Origin of the sequence: Escherichia sp. E4736, from assembly GCF_005781225.1 — a bacterium.
GTDB lineage: Bacteria > Pseudomonadota > Gammaproteobacteria > Enterobacterales > Enterobacteriaceae > Escherichia.
The window spans coordinates 1-1,259 of the sequence record NZ_VATT01000070.1; the positions used below are offsets into that span (position 1 = coordinate 1).

The window sequence follows — 1,259 nt, forward strand, 5'->3', positions numbered from 1 at the left end:
CCGGCGGTCGGATGCCGGGGAAACGGACGCACCGGAGATTATCCGTTTCAGTTACGACAGACTGGGGCGGATGCTGACTGAGGAGACGGCACAGGGCGTCTTAACCCATCAGTACGATGAACTCAGCAACCGGACTGCCACCACCTTTCCGGACGGCAGAACACAGCGCCATCTGTACTACGGGAGCGGACATCTCCAGCAGATAAATCTGGACCGGGAGGTCATCAGCGAGTTCACACGTGACGCCCTGCACCGGGAGGTGCTCAGAAGTCAGGGGCGACTGAGCACGCGGCAGTTTTACGACCCCACCGGGCGGCTGAAGCGCAGGGAGACATACAGCGGGATGCGCGGGGTGGTACCGGAGACGTTCACGGACCGGCAGTACAGCTACAGTGGCGAGGATGAACTGCTGAAGACGCGGCACAGCCGGCGGGGGGAAACGGATTACTTCTATGACACCACGGGACGCATCACGGCGTGTCGTTCGGAGGATGAGGGGTATCTGGCGAGCTGGCAGTACGACGCGGCGGGAAACCTGCTGGGGAGGCGCACGGGGGAAAGGGCCACGGCAGAAAACAGCGTGGTGCCGTTCAACCGGCTGATGTCTTACCGTGGTGTGCATTACCGTTACGATGAATATGGTCGTGCGGTGGAAAAGCAGGGCCGGAGCGGAACGCAGAGTTACCGTTATGATGCGGAACACCGGATGGTGGAAGTGACGACAGTGCGGGGAACGTACCGGTATGTGTACGATGCGCTGGGGAGGCGGACGGAAAAACAGCACATCAGCCCTGACGGTAAAGCGTATAACCGGACAAAATTTTTATGGGACGGGATGCGGCTGGCGCAGGAGAGCAGGCCGGAGGGAACAGGCAGCCTGTATATCTACAGGGACCAGGGGAGTTATGAACCGCTGGCGCGGGTGGATAAGGCGGGGAAAGAGGGACCGAACCGGATACTGTATTTTCACACAGATGTGAACGGCGCGCCGGAAGAGATGACGGACAGTGACGGGAAAATCGTGTGGGAGACGGGGTATCAGGTCTGGGGTAACACAATACAGGAGAAGGACCACGGCAGGGTGGAACAGAACCTGCGTTACCAGGGACAGTACCTCGACAGGGAAACGGGGCTGCACTACAATCTGCACAGGTACTATGATCCGGATGTCGGGCGGTTCATAGTTACGGATCCGATAGGCTTAAGGGGCGGTTTAAACCTCTATGCTTATGCGCCTAATCCACTGTCATGGATCGATC

General features: G+C 58.9%; 1 protein-coding gene. It reads left to right on the forward strand.

What is annotated here, in order from left to right; translation table 11 throughout:
- A partial coding sequence (locus tag FEK46_RS23250; RefSeq protein ID WP_138194850.1) for an RHS repeat-associated core domain-containing protein occupies positions 1–1,259 on the forward strand: 1,259 nt, incomplete at both ends.